General features: G+C 45.2%; 21 protein-coding genes. 16 read left to right on the top strand and 5 right to left on the bottom strand.

What is annotated here, in order from left to right; all coding sequences use genetic code 11:
- The first annotated feature begins 110 nt into the window (after positions 1–110).
- From ACX9NY_RS10490 to ACX9NY_RS10470, 5 genes are all read left to right on the top strand, one after another.
- On the top strand, positions 111–1,556 hold the full coding sequence (locus tag ACX9NY_RS10490; RefSeq protein ID WP_472478534.1) for a 4-hydroxyphenylacetate 3-hydroxylase family protein: 1,446 nt from the start codon (positions 111–113) through the stop codon (positions 1,554–1,556).
- 227 nt (positions 1,557–1,783) lie between these two features.
- Entirely contained in the window at positions 1,784–2,491 is a 708-nt protein-coding gene (locus ACX9NY_RS10485) for a response regulator transcription factor (RefSeq protein ID WP_339260804.1), read from the top strand.
- Complete coding sequence (locus ACX9NY_RS10480) at positions 2,469–3,926, top strand: sensor histidine kinase (protein WP_472478532.1); 1,458 nt, start codon at positions 2,469–2,471, stop codon at positions 3,924–3,926. The genes ACX9NY_RS10485 and ACX9NY_RS10480 overlap by 23 nt, the downstream gene beginning before the upstream one ends.
- A gap of 35 nt (positions 3,927–3,961) precedes the next feature.
- Positions 3,962–5,041 (top strand): AI-2E family transporter, encoded by a 1,080-nt coding sequence (locus ACX9NY_RS10475; protein WP_339242165.1) that lies wholly within the window; start codon positions 3,962–3,964, stop codon positions 5,039–5,041.
- A 29-nt stretch (positions 5,042–5,070) separates the two neighbouring features.
- Complete coding sequence (locus ACX9NY_RS10470; protein WP_339242167.1) at positions 5,071–5,469, top strand: Asp23/Gls24 family envelope stress response protein; 399 nt, start codon at positions 5,071–5,073, stop codon at positions 5,467–5,469.
- 77 nt (positions 5,470–5,546) lie between these two features.
- On the opposite strand, the gene ACX9NY_RS10465 is transcribed toward ACX9NY_RS10470, so the two are convergent.
- Entirely contained in the window at positions 5,547–6,392 is an 846-nt protein-coding gene (locus ACX9NY_RS10465) for an AraC family transcriptional regulator (RefSeq protein WP_339242168.1), read from the bottom strand.
- Between the two features lie 201 nt (positions 6,393–6,593).
- Between ACX9NY_RS10465 and ACX9NY_RS10460 the strand changes: the two genes are divergently transcribed.
- From ACX9NY_RS10460 to ACX9NY_RS10450, 3 genes are all read left to right on the top strand, one after another.
- Positions 6,594–7,598, top strand: coding sequence for an aldo/keto reductase (locus tag ACX9NY_RS10460; protein WP_472478530.1), 1,005 nt, complete (start codon positions 6,594–6,596; stop codon positions 7,596–7,598).
- Between the two features lie 249 nt (positions 7,599–7,847).
- Positions 7,848–9,440, top strand: a complete 1,593-nt coding sequence (gene mbcS, locus ACX9NY_RS10455; RefSeq protein ID WP_472478528.1) for an acyl-CoA synthetase MbcS — start codon at positions 7,848–7,850, stop codon at positions 9,438–9,440.
- A gap of 241 nt (positions 9,441–9,681) precedes the next feature.
- Positions 9,682–10,926 carry an aminopeptidase gene (locus ACX9NY_RS10450; protein ID WP_472478526.1) on the top strand — a complete coding sequence of 415 codons (1,245 nt, stop codon included), beginning with the start codon at positions 9,682–9,684 and terminating at the stop codon, positions 10,924–10,926.
- 310 nt (positions 10,927–11,236) lie between these two features.
- Here the strand turns inward: ACX9NY_RS10450 and ACX9NY_RS10445 are convergent, their stop codons facing one another.
- Positions 11,237–11,695 (bottom strand): AraC family transcriptional regulator, encoded by a 459-nt coding sequence (locus ACX9NY_RS10445; RefSeq protein ID WP_339242173.1) that lies wholly within the window; start codon positions 11,693–11,695, stop codon positions 11,237–11,239.
- Between the two features lie 157 nt (positions 11,696–11,852).
- On the opposite strand from ACX9NY_RS10445, the gene ACX9NY_RS10440 reads away from it, so the two are divergent.
- The gene (locus tag ACX9NY_RS10440) at positions 11,853–13,013 is read left to right on the top strand and encodes a leucine-rich repeat domain-containing protein (RefSeq protein WP_472478524.1); all 1,161 of its coding nucleotides are present in this window, start codon (positions 11,853–11,855) and stop codon (positions 13,011–13,013) included.
- A 48-nt stretch (positions 13,014–13,061) separates the two neighbouring features.
- Here ACX9NY_RS10440 and ACX9NY_RS10435 read toward each other — a convergent pair whose 3' ends face one another.
- Positions 13,062–13,694: a nitroreductase family protein gene (locus ACX9NY_RS10435; RefSeq protein WP_339242177.1), complete on the bottom strand. Its 633-nt coding sequence runs from the start codon at positions 13,692–13,694 to the stop codon at positions 13,062–13,064.
- Positions 13,695–13,824: 130 nt separating this feature from the next.
- Here ACX9NY_RS10435 and ACX9NY_RS10430 point away from each other — a divergent pair, with 130 nt between their 5' ends.
- Positions 13,825–14,064 (top strand): hypothetical protein, encoded by a 240-nt coding sequence (locus tag ACX9NY_RS10430; RefSeq protein WP_342572797.1) that lies wholly within the window; start codon positions 13,825–13,827, stop codon positions 14,062–14,064.
- Between the two features lie 137 nt (positions 14,065–14,201).
- Here the strand turns inward: ACX9NY_RS10430 and ACX9NY_RS10425 are convergent, their stop codons facing one another.
- Positions 14,202–14,975 (bottom strand): M15 family metallopeptidase, encoded by a 774-nt coding sequence (locus ACX9NY_RS10425; protein ID WP_339242180.1) that lies wholly within the window; start codon positions 14,973–14,975, stop codon positions 14,202–14,204.
- Between the two features lie 424 nt (positions 14,976–15,399).
- A complete protein-coding gene (locus ACX9NY_RS10420) occupies positions 15,400–15,762 on the bottom strand; it encodes an iron-sulfur cluster biosynthesis family protein (protein ID WP_339242182.1) in 363 nt (120 codons plus the stop codon).
- A gap of 167 nt (positions 15,763–15,929) precedes the next feature.
- Here ACX9NY_RS10420 and ACX9NY_RS10415 point away from each other — a divergent pair, with 167 nt between their 5' ends.
- From ACX9NY_RS10415 to ACX9NY_RS10390, 6 genes are all read left to right on the top strand, one after another.
- On the top strand, positions 15,930–16,514 hold the full coding sequence (locus ACX9NY_RS10415) for a TetR/AcrR family transcriptional regulator (protein WP_339260816.1): 585 nt from the start codon (positions 15,930–15,932) through the stop codon (positions 16,512–16,514).
- A 137-nt stretch (positions 16,515–16,651) separates the two neighbouring features.
- Positions 16,652–17,092, top strand: coding sequence for a nuclear transport factor 2 family protein (locus ACX9NY_RS10410; protein ID WP_339260817.1), 441 nt, complete (start codon positions 16,652–16,654; stop codon positions 17,090–17,092).
- Entirely contained in the window at positions 17,085–17,945 is an 861-nt protein-coding gene (locus tag ACX9NY_RS10405; RefSeq protein ID WP_472478520.1) for an ergot alkaloid biosynthesis protein, read from the top strand. Before ACX9NY_RS10410 ends, ACX9NY_RS10405 begins: the two co-directional genes overlap by 8 nt.
- A gap of 209 nt (positions 17,946–18,154) precedes the next feature.
- Positions 18,155–19,129, top strand: a complete 975-nt coding sequence (locus ACX9NY_RS10400; protein WP_339260819.1) for an ABC transporter ATP-binding protein — start codon at positions 18,155–18,157, stop codon at positions 19,127–19,129.
- Positions 19,122–20,636 carry an osmoprotectant update ABC transporter permease/substrate-binding subunit OpuFB gene (opuFB, locus tag ACX9NY_RS10395; RefSeq protein WP_472478518.1) on the top strand — a complete coding sequence of 505 codons (1,515 nt, stop codon included), beginning with the start codon at positions 19,122–19,124 and terminating at the stop codon, positions 20,634–20,636. The genes ACX9NY_RS10400 and opuFB overlap by 8 nt, the downstream gene beginning before the upstream one ends.
- Positions 20,637–20,686: 50 nt before the next feature.
- Positions 20,687–22,033 carry a dihydrolipoyl dehydrogenase family protein gene (locus ACX9NY_RS10390; RefSeq protein ID WP_472479263.1) on the top strand — a complete coding sequence of 449 codons (1,347 nt, stop codon included), beginning with the start codon at positions 20,687–20,689 and terminating at the stop codon, positions 22,031–22,033.
- Positions 22,034–22,044: the final 11 nt, after the last annotated feature.

Below are 22,044 nucleotides of genomic sequence, written 5' to 3'. Positions count from 1 at the left end.
GACACCGAACTCATGGCTCGGTGTCTGTTGACTTTTCTATCCAAGGCACAGTACTATTTCATTAGATACAAAGTGTATCATTACATCGTTTCACAATAGGGAGGACATATATGAGCATCACGTTGTCTCGCGGACAGGCTTACATTCAACGATTGAATGATGAGCGGAATGTATGGCTGGATGGTGAGCGTATCCGGGTAACCCGCCATCAGGCCTTTCAGGGAACACTTCAGACCATAGAAGGATTATTCAATCTGGTGGATGACCCGGAGACAAGGGAAACTGTGGCCTATTGGGACGAACAAACGGGAAGTTATGTACATCGCTCCTTCCATGTGCCCCGTTCACTTCTTGACGTGAACAGCAGAGCGGGGGCTTTTCGGCTTTGGTCTGAGCGGACGTATGGGGTAATGAGCAGACTGTCTGATTATGCTCGCTCCCGCCTGACTGGTTGGTATGCAACACGACATGAGATGACAGCATATGATCCCGCATTTGCAGGTAAAATATCGACTTATTATGAACAAGCCAAACGAAAAGATGCCTTCCTGACGATTGTCCAGCGGGACCCTCAGATTAATCGTTCCTTGCCTGTTGGGGAAGATGAGGATGCCATGCTGCGAATTGTGCAAAGCAATGCGGAGGGCGTGGTGATCCGCGGAGCCAAAATGGTTGCAACAGCTGCGCCTTATGCCGATGATATCATTGCGTATCCCGTTCAACGAATTCCAGGCCACCTGCCAGAGCTGGCCCATATGGTCATTGTAGCCGCGGACAGTCCGGGCTTGCACATGATGTGTCGAGAAACATTCGCGGCAAAAGATTCGGATAGATCACATCCACTAAGTGCCCAGTATGATGAGATGGATGCTGTGTTATTTTTTGACGATGTATTTGTGCCCTGGGAACGTGTATTGCTGCACAATAACCCTGAAGCTGTATGGCAGATTCGCTGTAATACAGCTTCGTCCAGTCTGGCTTATCATCAGAGCGTTATCCGATTACACTCGAAACTGGAGTTCATTACAGCCGTGACCTCCGCCATTGCCAAGGAGATCGGGGTGGACTCCTTCCTGAATGTGCAGGAACAACTCGGTGAGATGATCAGTCAGATGCAGACTATTGAGGGACTGATTATTGCCGCTGAGGCACAGTCCAAGCCGGACACATACGGCAACTGGCTGCCGGAATTCAAATATATTGAAACCGCACGTAATCTGGGCAATCGTTATTATCCGCGTGCAGTGGAGATTTTGAAGACGATTGCTGCGGGTGGTCTGATGCAGATCCCTTCAGGTATGTTTGAGGGCAATGAAAGGATAGGCTCCATGATGAACAAATATCTTGGTGGAGTAACGTTGCAAGCCCCGGAGAAGATTCGTCTTTTTCAATTGGCATGGGAACTGACCGGAAGTCCACTCGGAGCAAGGCATGATCTGTATGAACGTTTCTACGCCGGTGATCCTGTGCGCAACCGGGCGAGTCAATATGTGCAATATGACAAGGAACGTTTATTGGCCAGAGTTGAACCGTGGCTTCGTTCGGGTAAGGCATGATCTGTTAATCTAATACGGACAGTCTGCAAAAAGAATGAACAGCTAGAATACAGAAATGAGAACAGTCTTATTTTTAGTTAACCTGCTCCTAGAGCCTTGGCAAGTGTCAGGGCTTTATTTCTATTTATTTAGATTATCTTTAGAAATGATTTAGGTTGAATTAAGAGACGTAGTATATAGTAATAATGTAGAGATAGGCATAGAGTATAGGAAATGAGAGGAATAACATGAGATACACCGTATTAATTGCAGATGACGAACCAGAGATTGTTGAACTGCTTCAGCTCTATCTGGAGAAGGATTATACCATTAAGACTGCCGTGAATGGGGCCGAGGCGCTACAATGTATACGTTCAACACAGATTGATCTGGTCATACTGGACATCATGATGCCTGTAATGGACGGATTGCAGTTAATTAAGCAGATCAGGGCTACGCATCACATGCCTGTGCTATTCCTGTCCGCCAAAAGTCAGGATCACGATAAAATCCTTGGACTCGGACTTGGGGCAGATGATTATATAGCGAAGCCGTTCAACCCGCTCGAGATTGTCGCCAGAGTAGAGGCGCTGCTCAGAAGAGTCAATCAATTTGATGCAGCAGAGATCCCCGCTGCCAAAGAAGAGAATCTGGTATTGGGTGATCTGACACTGGATCGATCCCAGTGTATTCTTTTTCGTTCAGGAACAGCTGTAACATTAACCTCTACAGAGTATAAAATTATGGAATTGTTGCTTGATCAACCTGGCCGAGTGTTCACCCGTAAAAAAATATACGAAGCGGTCTGGGGCGATTATTATGCGCACGAGGACAGCACCATCATGGTACATATCAGCAACATTCGGGAGAAGATCGAGCGTGATTCCAGACAACCGGAATATCTCAAAACGATAAGGGGACTGGGATACAAAATTGAAGCGCCCATGGAAAGCTAGAGAAAAGCGACTGTTGCAGACATCCCTGACACTGGATTTCTTGCTGTTCAACTTCTTTTTGCTGTTACTGGTATTGATTGTATACCTTATAGTGTCACTGGATGTCGTGGATTTCCGCATTTCGGATCAGGTCGTTGATCCAGAGCTGAATGTTGAAGCCCACGTGTATGTGGCAGAGCTGGAAAACGAGTTTTACTCCGGTGGAGGTTCGGTGTCGAGAGGGAAAGATACAGAGATTCAACGTCTCAAGGACAGCGGGGGTTGGATTGAGATTCTGGATGCGAATCGTAACGTCATTCATCATGTGGGAGACAAGCAGGATTCGTTCACCCAATACAGTGAAGCCGAGCTGTATGCAGGACTGGAGAACCGAAGCGACCAACCGTACTATTACTCCATCACGTCGTTTTCGGCAGAAGGACCGCCAACGTATGTGTTGCTCAAGATCCCGCGTGATCTGGTCAGCGTAAGGATTAATGATAATCAGTTGATTACCAATCTGAAGCACCCGTTATCCTTTTACATTATGATTGGTATTGGTTTAGTTTTGTTGTTGATCTTTGTATATAGCTATTGGGTCGCACGGAGAATCAAAAAGCCACTGGGTATTCTCTCCTCGGGTCTTACGCAGATGATTCAGGGAAATTATAGTACACGGATGTCGATCTCTGCCGAGAGGGAGTTTGTCCAGATTGGTGAGACCTTTAACTACATGGCGGACGTTATTGAGAACACCTCTGCGGAGAAACGTTATGCGGAAGAGAGCAAGCAGCGACTGATTGTAGACTTATCCCATGATCTAAAGACACCGATAACATCTATACAGGGATATGCTCAGGCTTTGGTGGAAGGACGTGGAGAGGACAAGGACAGGCAGCAAAGATATTTGGGATACATCTATAACAAATCTGTTCAAGTTGCACGCATGATACAGAATATGCTGGAGCTGCTCAAGGTGGATTCGCCTGATTTCCACATGCAGATTGAGAGAAGAGAAATTGGAGAGTTCGTGCGCGAGATTATGGCAGATACGTATGGGGAGATTGAGCAGAAACAGTTTGTCCTTCACGTACTTGTTCCTGAGGAGGAGATTTACGCAAGGTATGATCCCGAGCTGCTATCCAGAGTCATTCAGAATCTAATCACCAATGCCTTATCGTATAATCCGCTCGGGACAGAACTGCGTGTGGAACTCATTCCGCTGGATACCCATGTGGTGATTGAAGTGGCAGATACCGGGGTGGGCATACCCCAAGAACTGTGGTCAACGATCTTTGACCCGTTTGTACGAGGGGATGAGGCACGTACAGCGACCGGAGGCACCGGGTTGGGGTTGTCCATCGCACGGCGTAATACAGAGAAAATGGGTGGACGGCTGATCCTTTCCGGGCGTGGTCGAGAGACCACCGTGTTTACCATCCAGATTCCAAATTAAATTAGAGAAGAAATGTCCATGTGGAGGGGAAAATTTTGTTCAAAGGAAATACGTTTGTCCGGTTCAGTATCGCACTGGCGCTGATATTGGTTAATATCTATTTATTATCACGTGTGAGCTTCATCTTTCAGCCGCTTGTCACCATGATCACGGTCATTACCGTACCGATGATGTTGTCCGTGTTCTTTTATTATCTGCTAAGACCGCTTGTGAATTATATGGAGAAAAAGAAAATCAATCGTACACTAAGTATTTTGCTAATCTACTTGGTTATTGCTATTCTGGGTGTATTCTTCATCATTGGCTTATGGCCATCGTTACGTGAGCAATTGGTGAATCTGGTCGATAACGCACCGAATCTAATCAATTCATTAAGTGAACAGCTGAGAGAGCTGGAGCAGAATGGTGCCATTCAAGCCTTGTTCCCCGAGGGCTCAACACCTTTCTCTCAGATTACGGAGTATATCAACAAAGGATTTAACTTTGTGACCAACTATGTAAGTGGATTTTTCTCACTCGTTTCCAGTTTTGCGATCATCTTGTTTACATTACCGATCCTTTTGTTCTACATGCTGTTACAAGGTGAGAAATTTGGCCGTAAACTGGCCCATATCGCTCCAAAACGTTTCCAAAATGACAGCCGTGAAGTTGTGCTTGAGATTGATCAGGCCCTGAGTGGTTTTATTGTGGGTAGAGTCTTGGTAAATCTGGCGCTGGGTGTACTGATGTATATCGGTTTCCTGATTATTGGACTGCCGTACGCATTACTGCTCACAGTAATCGCGGTCATCATGAACTTTGTTCCGTTTATCGGAGCGATTGTGTCATCTGTCCCTATTGTGATCATGGGTCTCGTGGTATCGCCATCCGTTGCCATCTGGTCTCTGATTATTATTCTCGTCGCTCAGCAGATTCAGGACAACCTGGTTGCACCGTACGTATTTGGCAAAAAGCTGGATATTCACCCGCTTACGACGATTATTCTGGTCTTGGGTGCAGGGGACCTGGGTGGGATTATTGCCATCCTGATTATTATCCCGGTGTATATGATCGTTAAAATTCTTTTGGTTCGAATCTATACTATGTTCTTCAAGGACAAATGGCAGAATGCCTAGCATGTAAATTATTCGAAGGAGTGGAGCACATGTCTGAAATTATCGAAAAACCATATAACGAACCTGAATATATCGCACCTCAATCTGTTCAAATGGGTACCATTCACATCTCGAACGATGTGCTGTCCAAGATTGTGGGGATGGCCGCGCAGAGCACGAATGGCGTATCCTCCATGTCTGTGGGGCTGACTGAAGGGATTGCCAAAAGCATCAGCGGCAAGAGTCTGCAAAAAGGGATTGATGTGCACGTCAAAGACGATCAGGCGACCATCCAGCTGCGCATTAACATTCAATATGGCAACAAGATGCATGAGGTATGCCGTGAACTTCAACATAACGTTCAACAGGCCGTTGAGCAATTAGCGGGTGTTATGGTTAATGAAATTAAAGTGCAAGTCGTCGGCATATCCATGCAGGAGACGGTATAAACAAACGTAAGGAATAACGAATGTAAGTATTGAACAAATGCAAGTGATATCGATTGGCAAAAAACAGCACCTTCCCATTAGCAACTTAACTGGGAGGGTGCTGTTTTATGTTTGCGATAATAAGTGGGCGCTTCGCCCATCACTTTTTTGAACATTTTGGAGAAAAGCAATGCATCAGTGTAGCCCACCGAGCGGGCAATATCACCAATGGTCAGACCGGGATCAAGGGTCAATTCGGCTGCCCTGCGCATCCGGTAATGGACCAGATACGACTGGATACTGCTCCCCATCTGATCCTTGAAGAGAGAGCACAGGTAACTGCGCTGCAAGCCCACATGGGCCGCGATGGACTGAACGGTAATAGCATTGGCGTAGTTCATTTCAATAAAGTCCATGACCTGCGTTACGTATGTTTCCTTCGAATAATCCTGCATGGGTTGAAGATGCTCTGAGTTGGCCTGATCAATCAAAATGGAGAAAAATTGATAAAGCAAACCAGTCATACTGATCTCCCAGCCTTTGTGGGTGTGGCGCGAATTAATCATTCGATGCAGACAGGATCGCATCTCGTCATCCTCATTGCCCAGCTCAAAAATCGGGTGATGCTCAGACAGACAAGCCTGCTGTAAAAAGGTTTGGCTATTGCTACCTTGAAAAGCAACCCAGCTGTATTCCCAAGGGTCATCCTGATCTGCTTCGTAATGAACAACAGAATGCGGAACGATCAGAAAACCTTGACCTTTGTGCAGGGTGTATGTTCTGCCTCCTACTTCGAAGGTGCCTTTGCCATTCAAAATATAATGAATTTTGTAATAGTCTCTCATGGCAGGGCCAAAGTGATGACCTGGTGTACAGGCTTCCGTACCATAATGAAGGAGCTGAAGCTCCTGAAAATGATTGCTTTTAAACATATATGTAATCAAGGGTATTCACTCCTGTATGATTTCTTCTCATCTTGCATTTTAACATATTAATTAGATTAAAAGATCAATGATTTAACATTCGTTGGTAGAGATAACAGTCATTTTTCCATATGGTTATAGTGAAATGCCATATCGTTTTGCCCGAGAAATGACTAAGATTAGAAGCAGCAAGGCAAACCTTACAGGAAAGTGAGAATAACGATGCCCTATACTGCGAGTGAACAACGATATGATGAGATGAAATATGTACGTTCCGGTAAATCCGGAATCAGACTGCCGCAAATTGCGCTGGGTCTATGGCAGAACTTCGGAGGCAACCGTACGTTGGATATTCAGGAAGAGATGATTTTGCGTGCCTTTGACCTCGGAATTAACCATTTCGATTTGGCGAATAACTATGGTCCACCTCCAGGATCAGCGGAAGAGAACTTTGGTGTGATATATAAAAAACATCTGCGTCCTTATCGGGATGAGCTGCTCATCTCGACAAAAGCTGGCTATCACATGTGGAATGGACCTTATGGCGAATGGGGTTCCCGCAAAAACCTCATTGCGAGCCTGGATCAAAGCCTTGGCCGGATGGGACTGGATTATGTAGACATTTTCTATCATCACCGTCCAGATCCGGATACACCTTTGGAAGAGACCATGACAGCGCTGGATCATATCGTGCGGCAAGGTAAAGCACTGTATGTGGGGTTATCCAATTATAATGCAGAACAGACGCAAGAAGCGGTGACCATTCTCCGTCGTCTGGGTACGCCGTGTCTGGTTCATCAGCCGAATTACTCCATGTTGAACCGCTGGATCGAAGACGGTTTGCAGGACGTACTGGATGAGCAGGGCGTAGGTTCAATAGCATTCTGTCCACTCGGCCGCGGCCAGTTGACGAATAAATATGTCGACAAGATTAAGGAAGAACGAGCCAATCCAACAGGCAATTTGAAAAAAGAAGCTTATACGGACGAACGGATTGCCAAGTTCGATGCGCTTCAGGCGGTTGCAGAAAGAAGAGGTCAGACGATCTCTCAACTGGCTCTGAACTGGATCTTGCGCGGTAACCGTGTAACCTCCGCACTGATTGGTGCAAGCCGTGTGTCCCAGATCGAAGAAAACGTAGCTGCGCTCAAGGCACCGGACCTGACAACGGAAGAGTTGAATGAGATCGAAATCATTCTTGACGGAATGGGTAATTATCCGTGGTAACCGAAAAATTATAGTTAGACGAAGATTATGGTAATAGCAAATTAATATGAAATGGTGCCGTCCTGATAACCAGGAAGGTGCCATTTTTTTATATGTCATTTTCTTTATAGGATAAGATCTATTATAATAGTTCATTAATTGACCTATGTTTATTTTTTTGGAATGAGCCTAGTTCATAGCACCTGGTCCTAGGATTTAGGGTATAATATATAGAAGCTTTACATTTGAACTACGAAGGAGAGGCTCCATTTGAACTTTGAACAGTGGATTTCGCCTGAAAGCTATAACCTGACATCCGAGATGGAGAATCATCCATCCGACCGGATTGCACTTAGATGGCTCAGCGATCAACGAGAATTGGAAGAGATCACGTATGGTGATTTGTTCAAGCAGGCGAATCGTCTTGCTGGAGGTTTGCGTGAACTAGGACTGGTGAAGGGTGATCGGGTGCTGGTCATGGTACCACGCCGTATCATTGCCTATGTCATTTACATTGCTTGTCTTAAATTGGGGATTGCCGTTATTCCGTCCTCCGAGATGTTACGGGCTAAAGATCTGGAATATCGTCTGCGTCACTCTGAGGCGCGGGCTGTTATTGTATGGTCCGAGACAACCTCGGAAGTGGAAAAGATGAACGCGGATCTGCCGTCACTGGCACATCGTATCGTAGCATCTCCTAATGGTGATGTTGGCGTACCTGCTGAAGGTTGGGTCAATGTGCATGAGTTAATGGAAAATCAACCTGAAGAGATGGCTGCAGTGGAAACTCACCGTGATGATACAGCTATTCTTGCCTATACTTCGGGCACAACAGGTAATCCCAAAGGAGTTGTACATAGCCACGGTTGGGGATATGCCCACCTGCGGATCGCTTCTTCACTATGGTTGGATATTCAGCCTTCAGATACCGTATGGGCAACAGCGGCACCTGGCTGGCAAAAATGGATCTGGAGTCCGTTCCTGTCGGTACTCGGAAGAGGCGCGACAGGACTGGTCTACAATGGATCATTCCAACCCAAGCGTTACCTGGAATTGATGCAGGAACATCAAATTAATGTTCTATGCTGTACACCAACCGAGTATCGGTTAATGGCCAAAGCCGATGATCTTGGACATTATGATCTGTCCCATCTGCGCAGTGCTGTTTCAGCGGGTGAACCGCTCAATCAGGAAGTCATTGAAATCTTCCAACGTCACTTTGACCTCACTATTCGAGACGGATATGGACAGACCGAGAGCACGTTGTTGATCGGCAGTCTCAAAGATGCGCCTGTACGTATTGGCTCGATGGGTCAGTCGATTACACCTGGGTTGATTGAAATCATCGATGAAGAGGGACAACCTGTACCTGCGGGTGAAGTTGGAGATATCGCGGTACACAAAGAGATGCCGGCTTTGTTCCGATCCTATTATCAGGATGAGGGACGGAAGGAAGCGAGTCAGCGTGGCGATTATTTTGTAACAGGGGACCGTGCACGTAAAGACGAAGAAGGTTACTTCTGGTTTGAAGGTCGCAGTGACGATATCATCATCAGTTCGGGTTACACCATCGGACCATTTGAAGTGGAAGAAGCACTCATGAAACACGCGAGTGTGAAGGAATGCGCGGTGGTTGCGAGTCCGGATGAGATTCGTGGCAACGTGGTGAAAGCTTTTGTTGTACTGCGAGATGATTCACTGGCTTCACCAGAACTGATGCGTGAATTGCAGCACCATGTCAAAGAAATTACAGCACCTTACAAGTATCCACGCAAGATCGAATTTGTTACGGATCTGCCGAAGACCAACTCTGGTAAAATCCGCCGGATTGAGTTACGTGAACAAGAAAAACGTCATAGTTAGATCATTTTGTATAGATGAAATTTTGGGGATTGTGCCTGCGTAGTGAAAGAGAAGGATTCGATTCTGCAGAAGCGAAAGCGGTCGTATTTGTCTCCGAATTTTAACCTTTGAAAAATACGATGAAGAAAATTTGGAGACAACGACGATCTAAAGAACGATCCTTCGCTGTAACGGCCAATCAGCAGATTCCAAGTCACTTGCAAACCATGTCATAATATATGAAACAGGAGTGAACACAACCATGAGTCAATTTGAACAAACCTTTGAAAAGTCATTGGAACAATACGCAGAACTGGTTGTCAAAGTCGGTGTAAATATTCAAAAAGGACAGGACTTGCTCGTCACTGCCCCCATCGAAACGCTTGAATTCACACGTTTGATTGTTCAAAAAGCGTATGCAGCCGGAGCGAAGTACGTGCAAGTGGAATTCGATGATGATAACATTACCCGCAGTCGTTTCGAACATGGCTCGGATGACAGTTTTGACTACTATCCGGCCTGGAAAGGCGACATGATGGAGAAGTTCGCTGAAGCCGGCGGAGCAACATTGACGATCAAAGTACCTGACCCGGATCTGTACAATGGGATTAATTCGGACAACGTCTCCCGTGCAACTAAGGCTGCTGCTCAAGCACGTAAAGGATATTCCAAATATACACGTAATCATGAAATTAGCTGGTGTTTGATCAAAGCACCGACCAAGGCTTGGGCGAACAAAGTGTTTGCCGACATCCCGGAAGAAGAACGAATCAATGTGATGTGGGAAACCATCTTCAAAATGAACCGTGTGGATGGCGGAGACGCCGTACAAAATTGGAGAGAGCATCTGGATACCCTGAATACCATGAGTGATCTCCTGAACCAAAAGAACTATAAGAGCCTGCATTACCGTGCGCCAGGTACAGACCTGAAAATCGAATTGGTTAACAATCATATCTGGGGCGGTGGTGGCAGCGAAAATAAACAAGGCGTATACACGGTTGCCAATATGCCGACTGAAGAAGTATTCACCATGCCTAAGCGCAGTGGGGTGAACGGTTATGTTAGCAGCACCATGCCTCTGAACCTAAACGGGCAACTGGTTGACCAGATGAGAATCACCTTCAAGGACGGACAAGTTGTTGCCTTTACGGCAGCATCTGGTGAAGAGCATCTGAAGAACCTCTTTGCCACGGATGAAGGAGCACGTTATCTGGGTGAAGTGGCACTCGTGCCTCATGACTCCCCGATCTCCAACTTGAATCGTATTTTCTATAATACGGGCATTGATGAAAATGCATCTTGCCATTTGGCTGTGGGAAGTGCGTATCCATTCAACATGAAAGATGGCACTACGATGTCTAACGATGAATTGTTGAAGCATGAGTGCAATGTGAGTCTGACCCACGTCGATTTCATGATCGGTTCCGCAGAGCTGGATATCGATGGTGAGTTACAGGATGGCACAATCGAGCCGGTATTCCGTAAAGGCAACTGGGCATTTTAATTTCTAATCTGGCTATATAACTTGAACTAAAGATTATTTACACTGACACTACGATGACAGAATAACCTTCCAATCGCTGTTATCCCCGGAATTTTTTTTGATTCCCTTTTTCGAAGGGGAAATTCCGGGGATAGCGTATGCTTCCGATGCAGCTTTCTTTCAGAAAGCTTTTAGGCGAACGCTTCGCTTTTTCAGGTTTTTTCTGTCCTCTCCGTTATCGTGTAAGTTCAACTTATATAGTATTAATAGTATTTAATCGAGAAAGTGACTTCAACTTGAAGTCACTTTTTTCGTTTTTTCATAACATGGATTACACAGGCCTCACAGGCACACATATTTCGCACCAATGCTGATGGAGCAGTTCCCATCGATACCGTTCAATAACTGGTTTGTTGTCCATCACATAACCACTTGCATGCAAATGGGGGATGATCACATTCCAAGCCTGCTGAATATCTTCTGCCGTATGTCTCACCTTACAGATGAGATAGTCTCCGCCTGATAACTCGCCAATCTCAACTATGTCATCTTCCAGACGTTTAGATTCCGTGATAACAATACAGGCATCATATCTACATTCTTCGGGTGGTGTGGTAGTCGGGTCATCTTGGGGGATGCCCAGTAATGTTGCTGATTCATGAAGCAATTGGTTTTTGTCTGCCCATTGTTTGAGTGTATTCATCGCTTGGGCATTGGCCGGACCGTAAGGCCCCACTTGTCGAACATAGGCAAGGCGACACGACGGGAGGTTTTCGATATACATTTGCATGGAAATCTTCCTCTCAATATGGTTTTCTCTTACATATTGGATGCTAACATGGTATAAAAAATATTGCATAATGAATTGATTCCCCGTACCAAAACTCGTAGAATAGGAAGGATATGTTAAAGGATGTTTTAAGAGAACAGGAGGGGAAGAGTGAGATATGGATATCACCTATGCCTTCACGGATGAACGATTCAGGCAAGTTGTGTTGGATCGTTTTTGTAATGAGAGGGGATTTATTCAGGAGAGTGATGTTCGTGAGGTTGAGACATTGCAGCTTTCAAATCACGATATTAGTAATCTGGACGGGATTGAGTATTTCAAAGGTCTTCAAGAGTTGGATTGTGCCTATAACCAATTGACGGGTCTGGATCTTGCTCAGAATCACATGCTCAGGACGTTACGTTGCAGAGAGAATCAGCTTCTTACTCTGGACCTCCACTCCAATTCAGAATTGCAGGTACTCGATTGCAGCTTTAATCGACTTCGCCAATTGGATCTTTCTCATAATTCCAAACTTGTCACGCTGGAGTGCCATTGGAATATGTTGTCGGAGCTGGCTTTGGAGCGCCTTGAGCAGTTGGAGGAACTGAGCTGCAGTTATAATGCTTTTTTCACGCTTGAGCTTGAACACAATATACACCTGCGGCGACTGGATTGCGCTAACAATTACATGTTGGATCTCGATGTATCCGGCTGTCCAAACTTGCTTGAACTTCGATGTAATCACAACCATATCAAACAGCTGGATCTTACTTTAAATCTGGCTCTGGAGAGTATCCGTTGTTTTAACAACCATATTAGCAAGCTGGATCTTCGTCATAACGTGCAATTAAGAGAGCTTTATTGTTCCGAGAACAAATTAACCGAGTTGGATTATAGCGTTAATCCCAAGCTGGAGAGACTGCAATATGCAGACAATCTGATTTTTGAATCCAATCATGAAGTTCAGGGGATGGGTGTGTTTCAGTATGACGCATCAATGTCCAACTATCAGATGCGCTTACATATTCAGGATAAAGAACTGATAGTCACTGCACAGGTTTCAACCAAGGCTGAGATGGAGGAATTGTCTCCATATATGGAAGCGACGTGGGATCGATGGGACATGCTTCAGGAGCAGGCCCTTAAAACCATTGCCGAGGCCCATCCGGACGAGGATATCAGTGAATTGGTTTTGGCTGACGCAGAGTTCCAGGGAGATCGGTATTTCCGATTGGGATATGATGCGGGGGATACACCTGCTGGTCGATTGTACATATACGCGGAGTTTGACGATGAATTTCATATGTTGGACACATTAATCTATGAAACGTATTAAAGCCACGAAACCGTGGCTTTTTGCTTTGTTAGTTTGCAGGTTATCTGTTTATTCAGCGTGCATTTTATTGAAGCTAACATATTCATTGATTGGTTTACGGTAACCGCGCGGACGTTGTTTGGCTTCCGACTTTTTGCCGATGGTAATCAACATAACCGGTACGTAATGATTAGGGATATCCAAGCTTTGTTGTAATTCTTCTGCGTCAAAACCAATCATTGGACAGGTGTCCCAACCGCGATCTTGAGCGATCAGCATCAACTGCATGGCAGACAGGCTGGCATTGCGAATCGCATCCTCACGTTGGAAGAACCTGCCGCGAGATTCGTAAAATTCGGTTACACTTTGGGATTCTTGCTCATATTGGAACGGAGTGAGGGCGCCCAGATTCAGCAAACCTTCGTTAATGGTGCGGATATGATGGTGTGCGTTGACATCGCCCAGAACCACGATGACCGCAGAAGCTGTTTTTACTTTATATTGCTGGGAAGCTTCATAGACTTTCTCTTTCTGTTCCTCGTCTTTGATCACAAGATAGTGGGTGTGTTGCAGGTTAAAGGCAGATGGTGCAAATTTGTTCAGGGCAAACATCTCTTGCAGTTCAGACTCCGAAATCTCAATTCCTTCTTCAAAAATAACAGCCGACCTGCGGTTTTTAACCAGATTCTCGAACTCACTCATGATGGTTTCCCTCGCTTATGTATGATTTATAAAATTACTATAACACACTTAGTTACTTTATGTAAGTATTATTTTTGAATAAGACAAGTATTGCCTGCCATACGCTAAAATAAAACACTAGAGGTGATTCATGAAAGCTCTCATCACAAGATTTAAGGGAGGGCATAACCCGCATGAATTTCGGGTATATGTGATCCAATCTTCGACGTTAAAACGTTTTGTCGTTATGGAGATTATTTTGGGTTCAATCGTGTACAATGTCGCACTGTATTTGTGTCATAATGCGCTACTTGCTGGCGCAGGCTCTTGGGCTGGAACTGAAAGTCTGAAGAGATTGCCACTGGTCTTTAGGAGAATCGTTGGGACGTGATGATGTGTTCAAAATGAAAAAGATTGAAGCAGAAGAGGGGCGTTTGCGGCCCCATCTTCAATTTCAGCCTTGATATCTATATTCATCCTTCTTTTATCTAATCAAATAGCTGACTAGAGATAAGGTAGATATCTACCTTATTTGGCTCGTTCCAAATATTGCTCCAGTGTAAGTTTCTGATTGGTAATTTCACCAGCAATATAGACTCCGACATAACGTACATGCCATGGCTCATAGGAATAACCCGTTAATTTCTCTTGATCTTTGCCATAACGAATGATGAATCCGTATTTGTGGGCATTGGCTTTTAGCCATTTGCCTTCTTTGGTGTTGCCGAAGCTTTGCTGAAGATCATAACCGGCGGATGCGCTGGAGATATCCATTGCAAGACCCGTTTGATGTTCGCTTTGTCCTGGACGAGCACTTGTTTTATTGGCAACAGCTTCACCTTTGATGCTGGCATTCCGGTCAAAGATTGATTTCTGAGTCGCATAAGAGCGATAACCAGACACGGCTTTGATATCAATGCCGTCTTTTTTGGCAGCAGCAAATAATTTTTCAATAGCGGTTGCAGCCACTTTACGCATCTGTTTCTTCGGACTTGAGCCTGAGAAGCTAAAAGGAATATTAGGTACAACCAAATCTTGTGGTGCGTAAGTCGAAGGCAGATTTCTCTTTTTATTGACAAGCACAACTGTACTGGACACATTGGTCACGGTTGCCACATTTTTGATGGTTTTGATCGTACGACCAGGTGCATTATCATGCAGAAATTGAGTGAAGCTGGAGCTAGCAGCAGACGCGACGGGATTCAGGTTTGAAGTGATGGGAAACGTAGTAAAAGCAGAACCTGCGACAACAGAGCCTATGAGAATTGTAGATATGATGGATTTACGAGTAAAAGGTTTCATGATGTGTGTTCCTCCTCGGAATATATGAATCTATATACCGAGTATACTAGAGGATTATATCCATAGGTTCTCCAATTGTTTCCGAGTTGTAAACAAAGTTTGCTATAAAATCTAACTAGAGGGTATTTACCCTGCCACTTTGATGACAGAACAACCTTCCGATCGCTGTTATCCCCTGATTGTTTGACCAATTTATAATGGTGAAAATCCGGGGATAAAGGCGAGCGCTACGCTTCTTCAGGTTTTTTCTGTCCTCTCCGTTTCGTGTAAATGTTTAGTTTATCTATCTTTTATAGAGTCTTTTTTGCAACTCTGATAAGAGGTATATAAAGAAAAGAACATTAAAAGCCGTTGCATTAGTAGATGCAACGGCTTTTGTTGTGAAGAGATAATCTAGATTACTGCAATTATGCTGGCGAGTGGGTTACAACATGCAAGCGTCAGATCCACCGGAGCTTCCCACAGTTACGGCACGGGTATCGCGCACACGAACATTACCGCTGAGCACGCCGGAGTCACTGCTTAATTTGAAGGAAGGATAATTTTCTTCTGTATCCAGCTTCATGTGTTGTTCCAGGTTCAGTTGCTGTTTCGGATCAACATAGAACGGAACCAGATTGGTTTCAATCTGAGCATCAAGAGCCGCGAGTTCATCGACAATGATAATCGCGATAACTCCGTTACATCCGCAACCTTCCAGATCATAGATTACTTTGAAGTATCCAGGTTGATCATTCAAGCTTTCTGTCAATCGTTTTGCAGCCAGGTCTGTAATTTCAATATACATATGGGTACACTCCTTTATATGTGGTCGTGGTTATAAGTGGTAAAAGAGCTCATTCAGCTTCTATTCTCATTATACCACTTTGTGAAAAATCAAAGCATTTATTTTCTTGACTGATCAGTCTGGAAAAGGTATTCTTTATTTAATGAACAGGGAGGTGAGGTCTGAAATTGGGAAGAGCCAAGGAATTTGACACGGAAACTGTTCTAAGAAAAGCAACGTCCGTATTTGGAGCGTATGGTTATGAAGGTACATCTTTGAGCTTACTGCTGAGTGAACTTGGCATTGCGCGGCAAAGCCTGTATGACACATATGGAACGAAACATGATTTATTTGTCTCTGCGCTTAAATTCTATATTCAGCAGAAGACAGAAGCGGGCATCAGACTATTAAACGAGTGCACAAGTGTGAGGCAAGGCATGGCAGAGTTGTTCAACGAAGTGATTAACGTGCTCACAGACGATGAACGTCGTAATGAATGTTTTATCATTAATAGCGCGGTGGAACAGGCACCACAAAATCACGAAATCGCAGCCTTTATTCAAACCACTAATCAACAAATGGAAGATGTTTTTCATACTGCGCTGTTACGAGGCCAGAGGAATGGTGAATTTAAGCACGCAGAGGAAGAATTGCCTGGGCTTGCCCGTTATCTGAATTATTCCCGACTCTCATTGACCTTTACGGCGAAGAGCGGTGCAAGTGTAGAAGCGCTGCGAGATTTTGTACAAATGACTCTAAGGGCTATGGATTAACGATTCACATGATTTGAGCATGAACCTTCATAAATTTTTTTTTTGAAAATGAACGCGTAAGGCGTTTATTTTTTAACTTTTATAGACTGATTGGTCTGGAAAAAGTTCGCCAAACAAAACTGAAGGAGGAAGTAAGGATGACACAATTTCAGCAGTTGGAAGCAGATAGTATACCGCATCAGATCATGCACGGATTTACTCAATTGTTACTGGAAGGAAAACTGGAACAGTGGTTGAACCTATATACATCTGAGGCTATCTTCGAATTCCCATATGCACCAGCAGGATATCCTCAGAAACTGGAAGGCAAAGCCGAACTTGCGAATCATGTTCATAATCTGTTGGGGATGATCGAAATCCAGCAGTTTTCTGAACCGGTAATCTTGGCCGATTCCACGAAACAACAGTTTGTGGCTGAATTTACTTGTACAGGGCGCTCATTAGTTACAGGCAAGCCATACAACCAAACCTACATTTCTGTGGTGAGCCACAAGAATGGAAAAATTACACATTATAAAGACTATTGGAATCCGATGATCGTAATTGAATCGGACTTAGGAGGAAGTAAACATGAATAATGATAAACCGGTGACACTGATTACAGGGGCTAATGGAAAAACAGGAAGCCGTGTTGCGGCTATACTTCAAAAGCAACAATATCCGGTGCGCTTGGCAGGAAGAACTAAAGCATCTCTTTCTGGTTCTGGTGATAACTATGTCTATTTCGATTGGTACGATTCCGATACGTATGCTCAGGCATTGAAAAATGTGAACCAGGTGTACCTTGTCGTGCCAGTCATGGACATGAATCCAGAAGACGTCATGATTACGTTCATCAAGGAAGCATTGTGGAGCGGCGTTAAGCGATTTGTCTTGCTCGGCAGTGCTTCGATCGACGAGAATGGTCCCATATTTGGCAAAGTACATCAGTATTTAAAAGCGCATGCTCCCGAGTGGGCTGTTCTCCAACCATCTTATTTTATGGAGAATTTTACGGAGGGACCGCATCGGGAGACGATGAAGCAACTCGGTAAAATCTACAGTGCTACGGGTGACGGGAAAATCGGTTTTGTCAGCGCAGATGATATTGCAACTGTTGCCTTCCGAGCACTTACAGATGTTATTCCTCATAATACAGAGCATATGATTACAGGGCCGGAGACGTTGTTCTATGGGCAGGTTTCCAACATCATTAGTCGTTTACTGGGTCAGTCCATCCAGCATGAATCTTTGTCCGACGATGAACTGAGGAACAGCATGATTCAAGCCGGGATGCCTGAAGACTATGCAACAGCTCTGGCAGGGTTGGATATTGCCATCCGTGAAGAAGGCCGCGAAGATCAAGTAACGGATACCGTGCTGAGATTGACGGGGAATGGCCCAATCTCAATGGAGCAATTTGTTCAAAATCATATGGCAGTATGGAATTAATGGAAGAAACATATTGTAATTAAAGAGAAGACGGTGCCTAGTGCCCGTCTTTTTGCCTGTCTACCAGCATGTTGACATCGTTGATTGAAATATGGATCTATGCATAACCACAGGCACGACGGACAGCAGTGATTATACGAACACACTTTTGGGGAAATAGATGAGAATGAATGTTTGATAAAGGTTTGATAAAGGGGCGAAGAGAGCGGATGATTCAGTTCGAAAATGTATCAAAACAATATCCTGATGGAACTACGGCTTTGCGTCAGGTTAACCTCAACATTAACAAGGGAGAATTGTTTGTCATGATTGGTCCGAGTGGATGTGGCAAAACCACCATGCTCAAAATGATCAATCGCCTGATTGAGCGAACAGATGGAGCAGTGCTCATTAATGAACGCTCAATTGATGAATACAACATTCACGAATTGCGCTGGAATATCGGATATGTGCTGCAACAGATTGCACTATTCCCGCATATGACGATTGCCGAAAATATTGCGGTAGTTCCTGAGCTGCGAAAATGGAAGTCAGATCAGATCAAGCAGCGCGTACATACGCTACTGGACATGGTTGGATTGCATGGAGATACGTACAGTGAGCGCAAACCTGCCGAACTATCTGGTGGACAGCAGCAGCGAATTGGAGTGTTGCGTGCACTCGCTGCCGATCCCGAGATTGTATTGATGGATGAACCATTCAGTGCACTCGATCCGATGAGCCGTGAGAAATTGCAGGACGATATTCTGGATATCCAGCGCCAGATGAAAAAAACAATTGTGTTTGTCACCCATGATATTCAGGAAGCGATGAAGCTGGGTGATCGCATCTGCATTATGAAGGATGGACAGGTTCTGCAGGTAGGCACCCCGGAAGAACTGATCCGACAGCCAGCTAATGATTTCGTACGTGAATTTGTTGGAGGTCCTAACACCGATACGAGTTCACAATCTGTTTTTGATCTTGGATCCATCATGTCACCACTCTCACCGGGTCATGTGCCAAAGTCAGCTAAAACTGCCGTTCCCGTATCAACTACCTTACCGGAGTTGGTTGAGATTATGAGTTCTCACGACCATTTGTTAGTGGAACGCAACCGACAGATTATTGGTGAGATCAATCGGGCAGATCTGATGAAATACTGGTCTGAACAGTTACAGGAACGAGGTGAGGGACATGAGTAGATTCACGGAGGTGTTCAGCGAGCGTAAAGGCCAATTATTGTCTGCTCTCCTGGAACATATTCAGATCTCATTTATCGCATTGTTCTTCGCTGTCCTTATCGCTATTCCGCTTGGTATATACCTTACACGCAAACCAAGAGTCGCTGAACCCATTATTGGGGTTACGGCTGTGTTGCAGACTATACCATCCCTGGCGCTTCTCGGATTACTCATCCCATTGTTTGGTATAGGAACACTTCCTGCAATTATCGCATTGGTGGTGTATGCGCTGCTTCCTGTACTCCGCAATACGTACACAGGCATATCCGAAGTTGATCCTTCCATGGTCGAAGCGGCGAATGCAATGGGCATGAATAGTCGGCAACGTCTAATCAAAGTGGAACTGCCACTGGCGATGCCTGTCATTATGGCCGGAATTCGGACGGCTATGGTCCTGATTGTAGGAACGGCGACACTTGCAGCCTTGATCGGCGCAGGAGGCTTGGGTGCATTAATCTTGCTGGGTATTGATCGGAATGATACCGCACTGATCATCCTTGGAGCCATCCCGGCAGCCTTGTTGGCTATTTTGTTTGATGTACTATTGCGTCAGTTCCAGCGGTTATCCTTCAAGAAAACATTGGTTACCTTGGGTTCGCTAGCTCTGATCGCGATACTTGTGATTACCATTCCCTTCGTGGCACGTGGTGGACAGAAGGATCTCGTCATTTCCGGGAAATTGGGGGCGGAACCGGAGATTCTGATTAACATGTACAAATTGTTGATTGAAAAAGACACAGACCTGACCGTTGAACTAAAACCCGGATTAGGAAAAACGCCATTCCTTTTCAATGCACTCAAGTCGGGTGATATTGACATCTATCCCGAATTTACCGGGACAGCGATCTCCGAATTCATGAAGGAAACAGCAGTCAGCACCGATCGGACCGAGGTGTACGAACAGGCAAGAGATGGAATGCTGAGCCAGTTCAACATGGTGCTGCTGAACCCTATGGATTACAACAATACGTATACGTTGGCTGTTCCACAGAGCATTGCAGATCAATACAATCTCAAGACCATTTCGGATCTCAAACCGGTAGAACAGCAAATGAAGGCAGGTTTCACGCTGGAATTCTCGGATCGGGAAGACGGTTACCTTGGTATTCAGAAGAAATATGGAATTGAATTCCCGAACGTTGCAACCATGGAACCGAAGCTTCGCTATGGAGCTGTTCAACGAGGCGATATCAATCTCGTAGATGCTTACTCCACCGATAGTGAGTTGAGACAATATGAACTCGTCGTGCTGGAAGATGATCAGGAATTGTTCCCGCCGTATCAAGGTGCGCCGATGCTTCGTCAAGAAACGGCAGATCAATATCCACAACTGGTTGAGGTGCTGAATCAGCTTGCTGGCAAAATTACGGACGATGAGATGCGTCAGATGAACTATGACGTGAACGTAGAGGGAGCGAATCCTGAACAGGTTGCAGCAGAGTACCTTAAACAGGCTGGATTGCTGTAACTTCAGGCATCCCTGCAATAGATGTATCAAAAGCATGAGGAGGAACCATGATGACACAAGAAACTTATGACTTGATTGCAATTGGAACAGGAAGCGCGGCAAGTTCTGTTATTACCCGTTGCGCTGAAGCTGGCTGGAAAATCGCTGTAATTGATGAACGTGAGTTCGGCGGAACCTGTGCACTGCGCGGCTGTGATCCCAAGAAAGTGCTGGCCGGAGCCGCGGAGCTGATTGACTGGAATGAGCGGATGCAAGGGAAAGGAATTCAGGGACGGGCGACTATCAACTGGTCTGAGCTTATGGCCTTTAAACGTACCTTTACCGAGAGCATACCTAGAGCAAGTGAGGATAAATTCAAACAAGAAGGAATGGATACGTTCCATGGTAAAGCTTCATTCGTCGATGAAGACCATATTCAAGTTGGAGAAGAAGTGCTTCATGGCAAACACATTCTGATTGCTACTGGTGCACGGCCTGCGCCAATTCAAATGGAGGGTTCAGAGCATCTCGTATATAGTGATGACTTTCTGGATCTGGAACAGCTGCCTGATCGATTAGTGCTGATAGGCGGTGGATACATTGCATTTGAATTTGCGCATATTGCGGCCAGAGCCGGGACGGAAGTCCATATCCTGCATCGGAGTGAACAGCCGCTGAAATCATTTGATGCGGAACTGGTTGAATCTTTAATGCAAAAATCGAAAGAGATCGGCATTCATGTTCATTTGAACGCAGAGGTGAAGTATGTACGGCAAGAGGGGAACGCCTATATCGTTCATGGCACACGCAATGGTGCAGATCACCAGTGGCAGTGCGGACTTGTCGTTCATGGAGCCGGGCGTATTCCCAATGTGGATGGGCTGGAATTGGAGAAAGGCAACGTCAGCTACAGCAAAAAGGGTATTACGGTGAACGAGTATTTGCAAAGCGAAAGTAATCCGAGAGTGTATGCTGCTGGCGATGTAACCGATACAAAAGGGTTGCCTTTGACCCCGTTAGCAGGTCAGGAATCCCGGGCAGTATCGTTCAATTTGTTGGAGGGAAATCAACACAAACCCAATTATAAAGTGATGCCTTCCATTGTGTTTACTGTCCCAGCACTTGGTTCTGTAGGGATGAGCACGGAACAAGCCAAAAAAGAGGGCTATGAGGTGCAGGTAAATGATATGTCGAAATGGTATACTTACAAGAGAACTCATGAAAAATTTGCCATGGCCAAAGTGGTGATCGACAAATCAACCGGTCGCATTCTGGGTGCGCATGTGCTCGGGGGCAAGACAGAAGAATTGATCAACCTTTTTGCAATGGCTATTCAGTTCGATCTGACTATCGATCAGTTAAACACCATGAATTTTGCATATCCTACTGCTGCATCGGACCTGGGTTCTCTAGTGTAGAAATGATGATA

The sequence above is a fragment of the Paenibacillus sp. CB74 genome (assembly GCF_055687625.1).
Note: the sequence above shows the minus strand (reverse complement) of the source record. Positions and strands in the feature narration are given on the sequence as shown.

What these genes read in the sequence shown, in the direction of transcription:
- ACX9NY_RS10390 (WP_472479263.1), top strand. Translation starts at nt 20,687, where the DNA reads ATGACACAAGAAACTTATGACTTGATTGCAATTGGAACAGGAAGCGCG.
- ACX9NY_RS10450 (WP_472478526.1), top strand. Translation starts at nt 9,682, where the DNA reads ATGAGTCAATTTGAACAAACCTTTGAAAAGTCATTGGAACAATACGCA.
- ACX9NY_RS10425 (WP_339242180.1), bottom strand. Translation starts at nt 14,975, where the DNA reads ATGAAACCTTTTACTCGTAAATCCATCATATCTACAATTCTCATAGGC.
- ACX9NY_RS10440 (WP_472478524.1), top strand. Translation starts at nt 11,853, where the DNA reads ATGGATATCACCTATGCCTTCACGGATGAACGATTCAGGCAAGTTGTG.
- ACX9NY_RS10470 (WP_339242167.1), top strand. Translation starts at nt 5,071, where the DNA reads ATGTCTGAAATTATCGAAAAACCATATAACGAACCTGAATATATCGCA.
- ACX9NY_RS10405 (WP_472478520.1), top strand. Translation starts at nt 17,085, where the DNA reads ATGAATAATGATAAACCGGTGACACTGATTACAGGGGCTAATGGAAAA.
- opuFB (WP_472478518.1), top strand. Translation starts at nt 19,122, where the DNA reads ATGAGTAGATTCACGGAGGTGTTCAGCGAGCGTAAAGGCCAATTATTG.
- ACX9NY_RS10410 (WP_339260817.1), top strand. Translation starts at nt 16,652, where the DNA reads ATGACACAATTTCAGCAGTTGGAAGCAGATAGTATACCGCATCAGATC.
- ACX9NY_RS10400 (WP_339260819.1), top strand. Translation starts at nt 18,155, where the DNA reads ATGATTCAGTTCGAAAATGTATCAAAACAATATCCTGATGGAACTACG.
- ACX9NY_RS10435 (WP_339242177.1), bottom strand. Translation starts at nt 13,694, where the DNA reads ATGAGTGAGTTCGAGAATCTGGTTAAAAACCGCAGGTCGGCTGTTATT.
- ACX9NY_RS10490 (WP_472478534.1), top strand. Translation starts at nt 111, where the DNA reads ATGAGCATCACGTTGTCTCGCGGACAGGCTTACATTCAACGATTGAAT.
- ACX9NY_RS10420 (WP_339242182.1), bottom strand. Translation starts at nt 15,762, where the DNA reads ATGTATATTGAAATTACAGACCTGGCTGCAAAACGATTGACAGAAAGC.
- ACX9NY_RS10445 (WP_339242173.1), bottom strand. Translation starts at nt 11,695, where the DNA reads ATGCAAATGTATATCGAAAACCTCCCGTCGTGTCGCCTTGCCTATGTT.
- ACX9NY_RS10460 (WP_472478530.1), top strand. Translation starts at nt 6,594, where the DNA reads ATGCCCTATACTGCGAGTGAACAACGATATGATGAGATGAAATATGTA.
- ACX9NY_RS10430 (WP_342572797.1), top strand. Translation starts at nt 13,825, where the DNA reads ATGAAAGCTCTCATCACAAGATTTAAGGGAGGGCATAACCCGCATGAA.
- ACX9NY_RS10485 (WP_339260804.1), top strand. Translation starts at nt 1,784, where the DNA reads ATGAGATACACCGTATTAATTGCAGATGACGAACCAGAGATTGTTGAA.